We start from the raw sequence: 14,880 nt of genomic DNA on the forward strand, positions 1-14,880 counted from the left end.
GTGAAGCACATATGGTTGACTCAGTAACCAAACAGCCATGCACCACATGTCATGGTAAGCGCGGTGATAAGTACAATTGCTAAAATATTCATAGCAAAGCCCGCTTTGATCATTTCTCTAATTTTGATCTCACCGGAGCCAAATACAATCGCATTGGGTGGAGTTGCAACGGGCATCATAAATGCGCAACTGGCGGCGATGGCGGCCGGGATCACCCAAATTAATGGTGTACCTGCTATTTGTTCCGCAATGGGGCCTAACAAGGGTAAAAACCCTGCTGCTGTTGCCGTATTGCTGGTAAGCTCGGTTAAGAAACAGATTAGGGCGGCAACCAACAGCACGCCGATAATAAGAGGAACCGCAGAGGCGCCAGCCAATGAGTTTGCAACATAATCGGCCAAACCAGAGCTCTTAATTTGCGATGCTAGCGTCAATCCGCCACCAAACAGGAGTAAAATTCCCCAAGGCAGCTGATTTGCTGATTGCCAATCCATGATTTTTTGCCCCTTGGAGCCTGAGGGCAATACAAATAGTAACAATGAGGCGGCGATAGCTATCCCAGTATCCGTGATATTCAACCCCGTCCATTGAGCCAAGTAAGGACGTAAGATCCAACTAGCCGCGGCGAAAACGAATACCGCAAACACGTTTTTTTCAGCAACAGACATTTTGCCCAAAGAATCTAACTGCTTAGCAAACAACTGCGCTAAATCAACGTCGCTTGAGGTTACTTTTATCTTAAATGCAAAGCGCGTCAGCCAATACCATGACAGCACTATCATAAGCACGCTAAAAGGCGCGGCGAAAGCCATCCATTGTGCAAAGCCAATTTTTATCTGATAGCTTTCCCACAAATATGCCGCCATCAACGCATTAGGCGCGGTACCTATTAATGTACCTACCCCACCGATACTGGCGCTATAAGCGATTGCTAATAACAGAGCTTTACCGTAGTTATCACAATTGCTTTTATTTTCCTGAAGAACATGGATAACAGAGAGCGCGATGGGTAGCATCATCAAGGTGGTTGCCGTGTTGTTGATCCACATAGATAAAAAGCCACTCACTAGCATCATTGCTAAGATTTGCACCCGAGCATTGTTGCCACAACGCAGCATAGTGTGCAGCGCAATTCGTTTATGTAATTGCCATTTTTCCATCGCGATAGAAATCAAAAACCCACCTAAAAACAAAAATATAAGTGGGTGGGCATAGAGACTGGTTGCCGCTTTGATATCGTTGATCCCAGCTAATGGCACCGCTAAGATAGGCACTAAAGAAGTCACAGGAATGGGAACTACTTCACTCACCCACCAAATCGCCAGCCAAATCGCCAACCCCGCCGTACTCCACGCTTGTGGACTCAATCCCGTAGGAGGTTGTGTGATACAAGTGATTAAAAACAAGGCTGGTGCAAGCCAGAGCAACAATATATTGATATTAAAGTTATTATTTTTTATTTCTGTCATAAAAGGATAGCCAACTACTTTTTCTTGGCGCTAGTGTATAAGCACATTTTGGACAAAGTATGAAGGAGCAAGTAGCTGACAACAAGCCTAAAAGTGAATAAATCGTTAGAGAAAAATACGGGCGGTGTTTCTGCCCGTATTTATTGTGCAATGTAATGCAGCGCTACTGAGCACTAATTGTGAGCGTTACACCACTACTGGCGCTATAACCTTTAATACCTATGTACCAAGTGCCTGAGGCTGGTGCATCAAAACTACATGACTCTGAATTACCATTTTTGTATGGTCGGCAGTCATACACCGTATCGGAAACCTGACCATTGTGTTTCACATACAGGTCAGCGTCACCTGAGCCACCAGAAATACTTACCGTCAGATTCGAATAGCCTGCATCCAGTGCTTGTTCAAAGTTCAACCAGCTACCGCGGTTAACGCTTAGGTTTGCTTCTTCGCGGTTAATTGGTGTTGGACCATCGCCATTGGTTTGATAACTGCCAGTGAGGCTTACACCGCTAATTTCATTCCAAGCTTCCACCATCACGTGATAAGTACCCACCTGAGCATTACTGATATCACAACGCTCGTTGCTGCTGGAGGTCGTGCTCTTGCAATCATAGCTATTTAACGTCGGTTGCGAGGCAAACTTCACATACAAGTCCGCATCACCTGTGCCACCTGCTGTCACAAAATTTAAGTTACTGCTATTTTCAGGTACTTCTAAGGTATAAAACATCTGTGCTTTAGCAGCGCCTGAGATGCCTGTTTTAGCAACACCGTTTTCTAGCTTATTGTCCGGCTCTGGGTCAACACTACCCGCGTCTTTGGCTAATTCAGCTAAATAGGTAACGGCAAGTTTTGCAAATTTACTCGCATGAGTGGAATCGAACTCCGTGTCATTAATAGTGTGTATTTTACGGTTGACGTCTGACATGGATGATTCAAATGGCATCGAGGCAGCATAGCCTTGTTGGTACCAAGAGGCATGGTCAGAACAACCATAACCACATTGGTCGTAGCCATAACTAATTGCAGGCAAATATGTATCTATTAGTTGGCCTAGAAATTGGTTTTGCGCACTGTTGGTGTAGTCGGTCATCATAACGATGTCTTGTACGCTACCATTTCGGCCCGTCATATCAAATTGCACCATGCCTACAACATTTTTATTTTGTGATTTGTAAGCTTGAGCTATCGCTTTAGAACCTCTCAGGCCCACTTCTTCAGCAGCAAAGCCCATGATCTGAATGGTACGTTTTGGTTTAAAGTCAGTCGCAACCACCGCCCGCAGTGCTTCTGTTAATACGGCAATACCCGACGCATTGTCATCTGCACCGGGTGCTCTACCTGAGCTTGGGCTTGAAGAGTTAATTGAATCCAAGTGGCCACCAATTACAACGATTTCATCTGCTTTTTCACTACCGGGAATGGTTACCACAACAGAAGACTGAGACCAACTGTGCGCGTAGTAATCTACGCTAATATCGCTGCGTGAAGCACTAAGTTGTTGCCAATGGTCTTTTAGCCACTGGGCAGCATCAACACCGGTTTGTTGCGTGTAATAACGGTTATGAAACGCACTCATAGTATTAACCGTGTTGGTTAAGTTGTTGGCTGTGATTTGCCCTAGCATCGCGTTCACACGATCAGGGTTATCAATACTGTAAGCAACGGTTTGTGCGCTCACTAAGCCTTGATCGACCAAAGACAATTGTTTTAGATATTGTTGTGCTTCGTCATATGATTCATGAGCAACAAAGCCACCACAGCGATGGTAGTTATCATGCATGAAAGTACTTAGCTCGTTAACTTTATTTAAGTTAACCTGCATCAAATTTACCGTGCTTAATTCGGTGGCATATTTTTTTACTGTATCTCCATCAAGCATGCTTTTTAACTGAAAATGTCCAGCTGCTTGTGGACCTATTGTCACCCATACATTGTCGTTTGGCTGCTCAGCCATCCCTACAAAGCTTGCAAAAATGCTGGCGCCAATAAAGGGCAGTTTCAATGCGGTTTTCATGTTTATTTCCTTTACAGTTGCATAAAAAAGGGAGCCGAAGCCCCCTGTGTCACTTTGTAGATTAATTTGCTTTGATATTCAGCGTAACACCGCTTGCAGCGTAGTAGCCACGTAGGTCAATGTGCCAAGTGCCCGCTTGTGGGTTGGTAATAGTACAAGTCTCTTCGTTGCCATTTTTATAAGGACGACATTGGTAAGTTGAGGTTGTTGACTCAGAACCGAAGTTTACATACAAGTCAGCATCGCCCGTACCACCTGAGATAGTTACTTCTAACGATGAGTAACCAGCTGTTAGCTCTTGGGTATAACGCGCCCAATCGCTACGAGCAACCGAAATATCAGACTCTGTACGATTGATTGGCGTTGGACCCTCACCATCACCATAGCTACCTGTTAGGGTAACGCCTGAGATTTGGTTCCAAGCTTCTACCATGACGAAGTAAGTACCTTCTTGGGCCGCACTGATAGCACAAGTTTCAGTTGAGGTAGAGCTAGTGCTCTTACAGTCATAAGTATTTAATGAAGGACGTGAGCCAAACTTCACATACAAGTCAGCGTCTCCTGTGCCACCAGAAGTTGCAAACTGTAGATTCGATGCACCTGCAGGTACATTCATAACAAAGAACTGCTGTTCTTTTGAAGCGCCTGAAATGCCAGTGCGAGGTACGCCGTTGAAGATTTCTTCATCGGTAACAGGTCCACCACAATCACTACCTGAGCTTGCATCTGAGTTTACACCCACAGCAGCAAGTGCTGCTTTTACGTCGTCAGTATTAAAACCTAAGTCACAAGCCGCATCAATCGCACCATTACCTGCTAGATCCCAGTTCGTGCTCGCACTCCAGTACATCTGGTTAGCTCTTGCCATCACTAAGAAAGCTTTTTTAGTATCCCAACCTGTCGTAGTTGCTAGATTATAAAACGCTTTGTTGAATACACCTGAACTGTGGTGAACATCCATACCTGAGCTGTAATCAGATTGATGATCAATCGAACGACCATCCTGAGTTGGATTGTTCATGTAACGAAGCGCGCCATTGGCTTTGAAAATTTCTTGGCCAACTAACCAATCGTTTGTACCCTTCATGTAAAACTCAGCAGCCTCACCTGACATATCAGAGAAAGCTTCATTTAGACCGCCCGACTTACCACTGTATACAAGGCCTGAGTTTTGCTCTGTGAAACCATGGCTGACTTCGTGCGCCGAAACATCTAAGCTAACCAAAGGATAGAATCTATCTTTACCATCACCAAAGGTCATAGCGCTACCATCCCAGAATGCGTTCTCGTAACTGTTACCGTAGTGAACACGCATCTTAAGTTGGAATGACAACGGAGCTGTATTTAGCCAGTCGTTGTACATGTTAAACACAACATTGCCGAAGTAATGTGCGTCATTTAAAGGAGAGTACGCACCATTAATTTCTTTATGTGTATTCTCTGGGCATGTAAAGCTATAAGCCGTTGACCCTGAAGAGCCATGATTAAGGTTGATAGTTTTAACATTTGCGTTGTTCATCGTACATGTGCTGCCAGATTGAGCCACATCTAAATAGCCAAAGTCTGTTCCATACATGTATTTACCCGTTTTGGCATTACCACCTGGGCCTGTTGCATCAGCGTGTTGCAGGTTTTCATAGCTTAATAAAACCTCACCCGTGTTAGCGTCCACAATTTGATATGGGCGAGATGGGCTGTCACCATAAACAACGTATTCGATTTCATACGCTAAGTGTGCGTTTTGACTTTTAGGATCAACCCATACAACTAACTTTGAAGACTCGTTGTGCTTTTCAAGCTTTTTACCCTGTGCATTCACAGCCGCTATACCGTGCGCTTGCTCAGCACTTGCCATTGCCATCGCTTTATCAAGCATTGGTGTAACAGATGGTACGTCAGCAGCGATATTATATACCGCAGCACCGTGTGCAAATTTTAACTGCTCATTTTTATCAAATGATAAAATCACTGTATCACCAACAACGGGAATACCTTTATACATCTGTTGGTAACGACGTGTTACACCGCCATTGGATTGTTTAAACTCTTTAAGCAGTATCAGTTCACTGTCGTTGCCCAAGCCTAGTACCTGTGCAGGCTGAGATGACAATACACCAGCCGCTTGAGAATTGACGACATTGAGGACATTTGTATTTTGATTTAGAAACTGCTTGCTTGCAGCCGATGCTGTACCTGCTTGCGCTAATGCTAGCGCTGAGAGTGTGGCTAAAGTGATATGTGATAATTTCACGTTTACGCTCCAATTTGTTGTTTATGTTGTATCCGTCAGGTTCCTGACTTTTATTCAAGCTTCTTATTCAAGCTTTGATTTCAGTGGTGCTGTTTCACCACCTTATCCAGAGTAGACGAGTGAACAAAAAAAAAGCAATCAATTTAACAAAAAATAAACACTTCAGAAATAAAAAATATAAATTTAAAAAACATACAGTTATGAAGCACCTAAAAATCTTATCGTGATTTTTTGGGTAAAAACGTAAAGATGAAGTTACAAATATTAACAACTGTGATACATAAAACTTTGAAAAGTGTTGGCAAGGGTCTCAGTTAGTCAAAAGGTGAAATATTAAAGAATGGATTATGTATGTTAATTAAAGCTAGCAGCTAAAGTTGGTCGATTTATTCGTTTACAAATTCACTAAATGCTCAGACTCTCGTAAAGCATGAACAACACCCATCCGCAAACTTGCTCATTACTTGTGCAAAACCGCTAGAAAAGTGCGTTCACTCCCCTAACGTGCTTAGCATTGAGATGTCATAATTATTTATTTTCATTGTCATACAAACCCACTCAGGTACCTAAACGTCAGACTCAAATTGTGGTTTGTTGTTTTAAAACAGTATTGCTGCTTTAGAGACTTGCTCTAGCAATGGAACAAACGCTTCGAAAATTAAGGAAGTGCATGTAAAGGTTGGCAATTTCATTGACTACGAAGGGTTGCTAATGACATGCAGTAATATGCTGACGCCGATTTAGCAAGTATTTCTACTACTGAGGGGTTACACAGATCCCTGACTTACTCTTTTAGCTTACTAGCTCTAAAACTTTTGCAAATATTGGAGTTGAATACGACGCCCAGCGCCTTGAATTTTACCATCCAGCATACGAGGCTCAAAAACAATGTAGTGTTTATCAAACAGATTTTGCGCTTTGATTGAAAGCGAGCGGTTATCTCCTAAACGCCACGAAAGCACGGCTCCAACCAAGTTATAAGCGCTCTGGTCTACGTGGTCAATAACATCAGGCTCAGGACTGGGCACAAACACGCTATCTCGCCAAATAGTGTTAATGCTGAGTTGAAAAGGTTCCATGTTATGGGTGAAAGATAGGCTCGCAAAGCGTTTAAAACTTGGGCTGAATGGCTCATCAAACAAGTGTGTATAGCCCACCTCGAGCCATGTTGTATCTGATACATTTAACTTTGTATTTAATTCATACCCTTGCATATTGGTATTAAATGTATTCATGAATGTAAAGCGTCTTTGCTCGTTGGGCGAAGCCATTCCACGAATTGGCACTAAATTAATAAAATCTTTCAATTGATTGTCAAACAATACAATATCCAATTCCCAATCTGATTTTTTAGTGTGCCAAACTAGCTCGGTGGTTTTCACATACTCTGAAGTAAGGTTGGGATTACCAACTGTTACGTCATCATTAGAATTCAACTCATTGCTAACAGGAGTACGAAAAGACTCACCGTATTGCAATTTTAAAGTATTACTTGGTGAGAGCTTATATATCGCAGCAACTCGCGGGGATAGCTTACTATCAATGTCTTTAACATCATCATATCGCGCCCCGACGAATAGTGTTAAGTCATCACTGAAAATATGCTTAACTTGCGCGTAAGCTGCTGTTGAGTCAAATGATTGTAATAAACTATTAAACGGCTCATGAGGTTTCACCGTAATAGTGCCATTTTGATAAAATGGCTCGTCAATAAACACATCACCACGTGAAAAATCATAGTAACTGGTATTGATCCCCGCTTCTGACTGCTCTTCTTCGGAGTATTCCACACCCATATTAAAAGATGTAGATGCATTCAAGCGATAAGCAATATCAAGGTTAAGCGCTAGATCTTTGGATTGCCACGACGGCCCAACGAAAAAGTCGTGTACTAACCCAAGCTCTTCACCTGAGGCTATTAACCCGGCTGAATAGATATCATGTTCGATGTGTTTAAGTGTACTGCTAATATCCCAGTCATTGTTTGCTAACCAATGATAAGTCATCGAAAGTGCGGTGTTTTGGCTTTTATGTTTGTTTTCATCAGACCACCCAGCTAAGTTAGCAAAGCCATTTAGCTGCGTTTGGTTATGCCACACAGACACGTTGAACTCGCGCCATTTTGCACCAAACTCTAAAAAGTAGCTGGCAAGTGGATCCCTGACTCCTTGAGAGTACTTCTCGCCATCTTGGCCTTGCCAAGAAACATTGCCATACACATATGTCTGCTCAAAGAGTGTTTTGTGAAAACTGCCTGCGACCTGCGTGTAACCGTGTTCACCAATGCCAATACTCATTTGGTTGCGCTGTTGAAAAGTAATAATATTCATCACGCCTAGAAATGCATTGCTGCCGTACAGTGCGGAGCCTGGCCCACGAATAAATTCAACTTTATCAATGATATCAACAGACACATGTGGCATGTATACCGACGCTTTACCAAATGATGCTTCATTTAGACGTTGTCCATTGAGCATCACTAATACATTACCACTGTCTAGAAACACACCACGAGTATGCTCTTTTGGCACAGCACCGACCCAATCTCCCCTAGTTGACTGAAAACCGGGCACATAATTCATCAAGTCATAAACATTATTTACACCAAGTAGTTCAATTTGCTGGCGAGTGAAAACAGTGGTGCTGGACGGAACCGTAGCGCGGGTTTCATCGGTTTTTGTCGCTAAATTAATATTTACATCAAGCAATTCTTCAAAAGATAGCGTAAATAGATCTTGTTCAGAGCTATATGCCAGAAATGGAGCGCTCAAAAGCCAAGCAAAAAACAGAGATAGCGATTTGTGTGGGTAGTTTATCATGATTCAGCCAAGCTACGTACACTGACTGAAACCAGATTGTTCAAATTGACAACAGCACAGCGACCTTTCACATCATATTAATAATACAAATGATAGGCTGCTGTGCAAGCTTTAAGATGTAATTTATTGAAAATTATGTGGCTATAGCTTCTTTGGCTTTGAAATATTTCACCAATCCGATAATAGATGCGGCTATCCAGAACAACTCTATAACAAAACTTGCCAAGTTAAAGTTATAGCACAAGCTGATCAGCAATAAGATTGCGCCAGAAAGGTTCATAAGATTGTAAGTTAGGCTTTCAGGCGCAGCTTTACCCAGTTGCAGCATAAAAAATGCGCCAACGACTAACCCTGTTCCGCTCATACCTATCACATCAAACAATATATCAATCATGTTTTTGTCCATAGAAAATGCCATATTACTGGCCATCAATATTTCACCCAAACATCACTGGCCCGCTCCATGGGAAGGGTGACTTTCAATCGTTGAAACAGCACAAACGCGCCAATATTATCAGCTCGATAATCCAGAGACAGGATATTTGTCCGCTTGTTTATTTGAACCTGACTTTGCCACCCACGAACTTTAAAGCAGGCGTGCCTCGGATGAGTGTACTGCGGGCAAACTCTTGTTCGCAGTTAGGACAGTGAAGATTATCACGAGTATGATTTTTAACGATACGCTCTACAAAACACTTTACTAACGCCCCTTTGCCACCTTTTCTATATTTAAAAAGCGGTTGAGAACAGTTAGCGCAAAATATATCTATCGTACGAACAGGACCTTTCTTATTTGGCTTTGCCATCTACTACCCAGTAATACTTAAAACAGCCCCCATTAAAACAAATTGGCAGGTATAGTATCCACCATTAATTAAAAACAGCTTCAAAGGTCGCTGCTCAAAAATGTAACTAATGCCCAGTGCCGTTGTCACCAATCCCCCACCTACCAACACACCCAATACAATGGCATCCGTTAGCAATGGATCTTGTCCAAGCAATACTGACATAAAAAATGCTGCAAACAACGCCAACAAAAACGCAACGCCATAAATCAACTTTGGATCGCTCTGTTGTAGGTCAACCTCAGTTAAACCACAACCCTCCATCCATGGTCGACCAAACAACCATGGCGAATACCAAGCTCCACCAAGCATAAATGAAGAGAGCGCCGCCAGTAACACCGCCCAATAGTTCAAGTCGAACATTGACATAAAAACATCTTTCTTAACATTATTGTTTAAATTTAGGCAACTATTCACGAATGGGCAAATTGCCAGTATGCACTTACAATATAGATGATCAGCTTAATTTGACCTGACAAACTAATTACTTATGAGCGGGTCGCTTTTGAAGTTTACGCTGTAATGTTCTGCGGTGCATATTCAACTGTCTCGCTGTTTGTGACACATTACCATCGTTTGCCTTTAACGCTTGCTGAATATGCTCCCATTCAAGCCGGTCCGCTGACATTAGCTCGGTACTCGGCTCATAAGTTGTGCTAAGCTTTTGACCTAAAAGGGTTTGTGCTACTAAAGTGCTATCAGCAGGCTTTGACAAATAATCATCAGCACCTAGCTTAACCGCTTGTACCGCCGTCGCGATACTGGCAAAACCTGTCAGCAAAACCAGCCGACACTTTGGCCGTAACTTGCGGATCATAGGTATAAAATTAAGCCCTGATACACCATCGAGATTCATATCTAGTAGTACAAAATCTGGACACCATTGTTGGCATTGAGACTGAATATCCACCTCAGCGCTGACTATTCGTGTGTCAAAGTTATATCTTTTAAGCCTACGTGCCAACGCATTAGCAAACGCAATGTCATCTTCAATGATCAACAACTTCATGTATTTTTACTGCCCTTTGCCAGCGGAAGTACAACGCGGGTCGTCGTCCCTCTGTGTTGATTATTTTCTATGGTCATATGTCCATGTAAACGCTCTAACGTTGCATTTGACAGCAACAACGCCATACCCAAACCATGATCACTTTGCACCATTTCGTGCCCCAATTTTAATAGTTGTTGCGGTTCAATACCGGCACCATTATCTATGATGTTTAAATACCATTTTTGACTTTTTACGCTACTGTGAATGGTTATTTTATCATCACCCGCCTGGTCATTTGCGCGTGCCGCATTAGCAATAATGTATAGCAACGCAGGTATAAGCATCGGATCAAACAAAACGACAGCATCATGATGATTGTTATTGATAACCAACTGTTGTTCAGGGTATTGCAACACAATTAATGTATTAAGTTCCTGCAAAATATCTTCAATTGGTATTACGTTTTCAACTTTTGTGCTTTTCAGGTAATCCGCTTGTGTTCTGAAACTATTCAACTGTGCTTTGCACTGTTCTAATGCTAACGCAATGTCATCCCAAACTAGCAGGTCCGGATTTGATTCTTGCACTTCTTCAAACAATAGATGTAATGTAGCAATGGGTGTGGCCAATTGATGTGTTGCTTGTGCTGCGGCGGCACCCAATGCCATCATCTGTTCATTTTTCAATTGCGTTTCTCGAACTTGTGCTAGTTTTTTCTCTCGTATTTGCAGTTGTTTTGCCAGTACCATCACCACCAGCACCACAGCGAACACACTAAAAACAAAGTTTACCAACATACCCAAAAAGTGTTGATGCATATCCATATGGTTAAGGTGTTGGTCTGGAAGTGTAAAAAACAGGTAGCAGTAACTCACAATCGCACTAAACGCGGTAATTAGCACATAATATCTTGGTAAAATCACCGCAGCAATCATGATTGGTAGCAGTAGTAACGACACAAAAGCATTGCTTGCTCCACCTGAGAGGGACAGTAGCATCGTTAAAAAAACAATATCAGCCAACAATTGCAACAACATACCAAGGTGGGCTGCCTCATGAGTTTTACGATAAGCATACACACTCGCCAACTGGAAGAGTGATTCTAGCGAAATAACAGATAAAGCTGGCAATATGTCTATATTTTTAGAATAAAAAAAGGTTCCTAACAGAACCATCAACAGTTGTACCACTATGGCAATGGTTCTCAGTAGCAACAACCGACCAATCGCTGAGTTTGGGGAAAAAGCAATCATATGAGAATATCATCGTAAGCAAAGGAGTAAATCTAATGATTTTGCTTCAAATAACAAGTACAAATAGAAAAATCTAATCGTCTAAATGTAAAATGAACTCCCCACAAGGCGTGCCTTGATGAAACACTAAGCGCCAGCTTTGTTGCTCTAAACGCCACAAAGACATTCGCACTGAATAATTTAGCTGACATTTTACACTACGCCGATAAGCCGCTTGGTAACTTAGCTGTGCCAATCCTTCACTCAACATGCGTCCATTAAATGCTTGATTGTAAAACTGGGGCACTTTTTCATCAGGTAAGCGCGACATGACATGTGCTTTGTTAAATATAAGACCGTTTGCAGAGATTTCATAAAAGTCGTCACTGAGTAAATGCGCGAGCATTTCGCTTGACTGTCGAACGCTGGGTTCCAATAACTGACGCTCTAGCTCTATGAGTTGCTGTAGCAAATCTGCTTTGATTTTATTAGACATAATACCCTGAGGAACAATCTCTACTTTATTTATGAGTCTAGTCTAGACTAAACTCTAAAGACAATATCGGCTGGTGATCGCAAATGATTTTGCTATATAATGGCACGCTACGCCACTGGTCAGACTAGAGTTAAAGAGAACCGCATGATTTACGCAAAAATTACAGGGTGGGGGAAATGTATTCCGCCGGCTTCAATTTCTAATGAAGATTTAAGTCAAATTGTAGACACCAACGACGAGTGGATAAGCACTAGGACGGGCATAAAAGAACGCCGTGTAAGTCACGTTACAACAGCAGAACTAGCAACCGTTGCAAGTCAACATGCGCTTGCTTGTGCAGGCCTCAAAGGTGAAGATATCGATTTAGTATTACTTGCCACCTGTACTCCATCAACTATGGTTGCCAACACAGCTTCATTAGTACAAAAAAATATTGGTGCTGTTGGTGCCGCAGCCTGTGATACCAACGCAGCATGTTCTGGTTTCTTATACGCTCTGCAAAACGCCACAGCTCAGATCCAAGCTGGTATGATCAAACGTGCCGTGGTTGTTGCTGCCGAGCGCATGACTTGGTATGTCAACTGGGCCAAAAGAGACAGCGCAGTACTGTTTGGTGACGGAGCTGGCGCAGTTGTTCTTGAAGCCAGCGATGAGCCTTGCGGCTTAATGGGCACAAAAACTGGCTGTGATAGCTCAGATAGAGACATTTTACATATCGGTAACTATGGTACGGATATGGACAAATATCAGCCTGCAGGCCCATCTGATCTGCTATTTGAAGGGCGTGAAATTTTCAAACGAGCGGTAAAAGGGATGAGCGAAGCCAGCGATGACGTGCTCTCACAAGCTAATTTGCAATTGAGTGATATTGATGTACTAGTTCCTCACCAAGCGAACCTGCGCATCATTCAAGCGATTCAGCAACGCTTAGATATTAGTGATGATAAAGTCATGGTAAATATCGACAAATATGGCAACACCTCAGCGGCCACTATCGCTATTGCCTTGTGTGAAGCAGTCGAAAATGGTCTTATCAAACCACACAGCAACATTATGTCAGCTGCGTTTGGCGCCGGACTAACTTGGGCCGCAAGCTACATCAAGTGGGGAGAGAGAGTTACGCCTATTGCAACCTGTGATGCCACTCTACCTGAGTGTAACCAAACAGGTTTAGAGTTAATCGAACCCGCAGTGAAAGCTTGCCAATAAAGCAAGCGCTTTTCGCAGCCCTACTTGAATGATAAAATTTCGATTATTCATTTAAGTAGGGAAAACATTGTGTTTAAACCACACAGCGAAATTAGCCAGCTAGAGCCTAAAGCTATCTGGCAATTCTTTGACCAAATTTGTGCTATCGCACACCCATCTAAACATGAAGAAGCCTTGGCTCAGTTTATTGTTGACTGGGCAACATCTCAAAACCTATCGGTACATCGAGACACAACAGGTAATGTATTTATTAAGAAGCCTGCAACGGCTGGAATGGAAGACCGCAAGGCCGTGGTTTTGCAAGCCCATATTGATATGGTTCCGCAAAAAAATGATGACACTGTGCATGATTTTACCTGTGATCCAATCAAACCATATATCGATGGTGAATGGGTAACAGCCACCGGAACCACGCTAGGTGCAGATAACGGTATTGGCATGGCATCTTGCCTTGCTGTACTGGCTGCGGATGATATTCCACATGGCCCACTAGAAGTTTTACTCACTATCGATGAAGAAGCCGGCATGACTGGCGCTTTTGGTCTGGAAGAAGGCTGGTTAGAGGGAGAGATTCTGCTCAACACCGATTCCGAACAAGAAGGTGAGATCTATATGGGCTGCGCAGGAGGTATAGACGCAAGCCTGAAAGTAGCCATAGAACGAGAGGCTCAGCCTAATTTAAGCACCTATGAGTTGGTACTAAAAGGCCTCAAAGGTGGCCACTCGGGCGTTGACATTCATACCGGCCGCGCAAACGCAAACAAACTACTTGCCCGCTTCTTACAAAACCATGTTTCAGGTATCGACCTTAGGTTAGTGTCTATAAAAGGTGGCTCGTTACGCAATGCTATTCCACGCGAAGCCTTTGCTCAAGTAGCGATTCCAGCATCTCAGCTAGAGGAATTTCAGCAGCACCTTAAAGCTTTTGAAATCATATTAAAAAGCGAGCTAAGTTCTATTGAAACAGGATTAACCTTAACATTAAATGAGGTCAACACTGAACTTTCGCCAATGAATGTAGCATCACAATCTAGGCTATTGGCATTGTTAAACGCCTGTCCAAATGGTGTAGTCAGAATGAGTGACGACATTAAGGGCGTCGTTGAAACTTCACTTAATATGGGCGTGATCACAACTGACTCAGATAAAGTCGAAGTACTGTGTTTAGTCCGTTCACTAATTGATTCTGGTAGAGAGGATGTTGTCGGTACATTACGCTCTTTGGCCATACTGGCCGGTGCGGATATTGAATTTTCAGGTGCTTACCCAGGTTGGAAACCGGACCCTGATTCTGAAATACTGCATATTTTCCGTGATGTATACGAAGAGATTTACGGTAAAAAACCTGACATTATGGTCATTCACGCAGGCCTCGAATGCGGTTTGTTTAAAAAACCTTATCCGCATATGGACATGATCTCATTTGGACCCACCATCAAGTTCCCACATTCTCCTGATGAAAAGGTTAAGATTGATACCGTGGGCTTGTATTGGCAGCAAATGAAAGCAATTTTAGCGAATATCCCTCGCAAATAGTATAGTTTAAAA

Annotated in this window: 12 protein-coding genes; 2 read left to right on the plus strand and 10 right to left on the minus strand. The window is 42.7% G+C overall.

Features of this window, described 5'->3' with window-relative positions; all coding sequences use genetic code 11:
- Positions 1–20 precede the first annotated feature (20 nt).
- From BET10_RS01490 to BET10_RS01535, 10 genes are all read right to left on the minus strand, one after another.
- Positions 21–1,469: an SLC13 family permease gene (locus tag BET10_RS01490; protein WP_070983052.1), complete on the minus strand. Its 1,449-nt coding sequence runs from the start codon at positions 1,467–1,469 to the stop codon at positions 21–23.
- A gap of 163 nt (positions 1,470–1,632) precedes the next feature.
- Positions 1,633–3,489 (minus strand): M28 family metallopeptidase, encoded by a 1,857-nt coding sequence (locus BET10_RS01495; RefSeq protein WP_070983053.1) that lies wholly within the window; start codon positions 3,487–3,489, stop codon positions 1,633–1,635.
- 61 nt (positions 3,490–3,550) lie between these two features.
- Positions 3,551–5,740, minus strand: a complete 2,190-nt coding sequence (locus BET10_RS01500) for a M4 family metallopeptidase (protein ID WP_070983054.1) — start codon at positions 5,738–5,740, stop codon at positions 3,551–3,553.
- Positions 5,741–6,546: 806 nt separating this feature from the next.
- Positions 6,547–8,559 (minus strand): TonB-dependent receptor plug domain-containing protein, encoded by a 2,013-nt coding sequence (locus BET10_RS01505; protein WP_070983055.1) that lies wholly within the window; start codon positions 8,557–8,559, stop codon positions 6,547–6,549.
- 133 nt (positions 8,560–8,692) lie between these two features.
- Positions 8,693–8,953: a CBU_0592 family membrane protein gene (locus tag BET10_RS01510; RefSeq protein WP_070983101.1), complete on the minus strand. Its 261-nt coding sequence runs from the start codon at positions 8,951–8,953 to the stop codon at positions 8,693–8,695.
- Positions 8,954–9,113: 160 nt separating this feature from the next.
- Positions 9,114–9,365 carry a hypothetical protein gene (locus BET10_RS01515; RefSeq protein ID WP_070983056.1) on the minus strand — a complete coding sequence of 84 codons (252 nt, stop codon included), beginning with the start codon at positions 9,363–9,365 and terminating at the stop codon, positions 9,114–9,116.
- Between the two features lie 3 nt (positions 9,366–9,368).
- The gene (locus BET10_RS01520; RefSeq protein WP_070983057.1) at positions 9,369–9,773 is read right to left on the minus strand and encodes a DUF1761 domain-containing protein; all 405 of its coding nucleotides are present in this window, start codon (positions 9,771–9,773) and stop codon (positions 9,369–9,371) included.
- A gap of 115 nt (positions 9,774–9,888) precedes the next feature.
- The gene (locus BET10_RS01525; protein ID WP_070983058.1) at positions 9,889–10,413 is read right to left on the minus strand and encodes a response regulator transcription factor; all 525 of its coding nucleotides are present in this window, start codon (positions 10,411–10,413) and stop codon (positions 9,889–9,891) included.
- The gene (locus BET10_RS01530) at positions 10,410–11,648 is read right to left on the minus strand and encodes a sensor histidine kinase (protein ID WP_070983059.1); all 1,239 of its coding nucleotides are present in this window, start codon (positions 11,646–11,648) and stop codon (positions 10,410–10,412) included. Before BET10_RS01530 ends, BET10_RS01525 begins: the two co-directional genes overlap by 4 nt.
- A 73-nt stretch (positions 11,649–11,721) precedes the next feature.
- Complete coding sequence (locus BET10_RS01535; RefSeq protein WP_070983060.1) at positions 11,722–12,123, minus strand: nuclear transport factor 2 family protein; 402 nt, start codon at positions 12,121–12,123, stop codon at positions 11,722–11,724.
- Positions 12,124–12,267: 144 nt separating this feature from the next.
- On the opposite strand from BET10_RS01535, the gene BET10_RS01540 reads away from it, so the two are divergent.
- Together BET10_RS01540 and BET10_RS01545 are read left to right on the plus strand one after the other, a co-directional pair.
- Positions 12,268–13,332 carry a ketoacyl-ACP synthase III gene (locus tag BET10_RS01540; RefSeq protein ID WP_070983061.1) on the plus strand — a complete coding sequence of 355 codons (1,065 nt, stop codon included), beginning with the start codon at positions 12,268–12,270 and terminating at the stop codon, positions 13,330–13,332.
- A 69-nt stretch (positions 13,333–13,401) separates the two neighbouring features.
- Positions 13,402–14,868, plus strand: coding sequence for an aminoacyl-histidine dipeptidase (locus BET10_RS01545; RefSeq protein WP_070983062.1), 1,467 nt, complete (start codon positions 13,402–13,404; stop codon positions 14,866–14,868).
- The last annotated feature ends 12 nt before the right edge of the window (positions 14,869–14,880 follow it).

The sequence above is a fragment of the Pseudoalteromonas amylolytica genome, assembly GCF_001854605.1.
Classification (GTDB): Bacteria; Pseudomonadota; Gammaproteobacteria; order Enterobacterales; family Alteromonadaceae; genus Pseudoalteromonas; species Pseudoalteromonas amylolytica.

Excerpts from the sequence above, each read along its gene's own strand:
- BET10_RS01490 (WP_070983052.1), bottom strand. The coding sequence starts at position 1,469 with ATGACAGAAATAAAAAATAATAACTTTAATATCAATATATTGTTGCTC.
- BET10_RS01495 (WP_070983053.1), bottom strand. The coding sequence starts at position 3,489 with ATGAAAACCGCATTGAAACTGCCCTTTATTGGCGCCAGCATTTTTGCA.
- BET10_RS01505 (WP_070983055.1), bottom strand. The coding sequence starts at position 8,559 with ATGATAAACTACCCACACAAATCGCTATCTCTGTTTTTTGCTTGGCTT.
- BET10_RS01510 (WP_070983101.1), bottom strand. The coding sequence starts at position 8,953 with ATGATTGATATATTGTTTGATGTGATAGGTATGAGCGGAACAGGGTTA.
- BET10_RS01515 (WP_070983056.1), bottom strand. The coding sequence starts at position 9,365 with ATGGCAAAGCCAAATAAGAAAGGTCCTGTTCGTACGATAGATATATTT.
- BET10_RS01520 (WP_070983057.1), bottom strand. The coding sequence starts at position 9,773 with ATGTCAATGTTCGACTTGAACTATTGGGCGGTGTTACTGGCGGCGCTC.
- BET10_RS01525 (WP_070983058.1), bottom strand. The coding sequence starts at position 10,413 with ATGAAGTTGTTGATCATTGAAGATGACATTGCGTTTGCTAATGCGTTG.
- BET10_RS01530 (WP_070983059.1), bottom strand. The coding sequence starts at position 11,648 with ATGATTGCTTTTTCCCCAAACTCAGCGATTGGTCGGTTGTTGCTACTG.
- BET10_RS01535 (WP_070983060.1), bottom strand. The coding sequence starts at position 12,123 with ATGTCTAATAAAATCAAAGCAGATTTGCTACAGCAACTCATAGAGCTA.
- BET10_RS01540 (WP_070983061.1), top strand. The coding sequence starts at position 12,268 with ATGATTTACGCAAAAATTACAGGGTGGGGGAAATGTATTCCGCCGGCT.